The 232-nt window shown below is 67.7% G+C and carries 1 protein-coding gene; it reads left to right on the top strand.

Annotation, left to right across the window (positions count from 1 at the left end):
* Positions 1–232: ATP phosphoribosyltransferase regulatory subunit (locus P8629_RS12790; protein ID WP_278166459.1), on the top strand; the 232-nt coding region annotated here is incomplete at both ends.

Below are 232 nucleotides of genomic sequence, written 5' to 3'. Positions count from 1 at the left end.
CTGACCCTGCGTCCCGAGGGCACGGCGAGCTGCGTGCGCGCGGCCATGCAACAGGGCCTTTTGCACAACCAGACGCAGCGACTGTGGTACCAGGGCCCGATGTTCCGCCACGAGCGTCCCCAGAAGGGCCGCTATCGGCAGTTCCACCAGGTCGGCATCGAGACCTATGGCCTGGAAGGCCCGGACATCGACGCCGAGGTCATCCTGCTGTCGGCGCGGCTGTGGAAGCAGC

The organism is Hydrogenovibrio sp. 3SP14C1, from assembly GCF_029625905.1.
Lineage (GTDB): Bacteria > Pseudomonadota > Gammaproteobacteria > Thiomicrospirales > Thiomicrospiraceae > Hydrogenovibrio.
The sequence above is the reverse complement of the archived record's forward strand: the minus strand, read 5'-3'. Positions and strand labels throughout refer to the sequence as shown.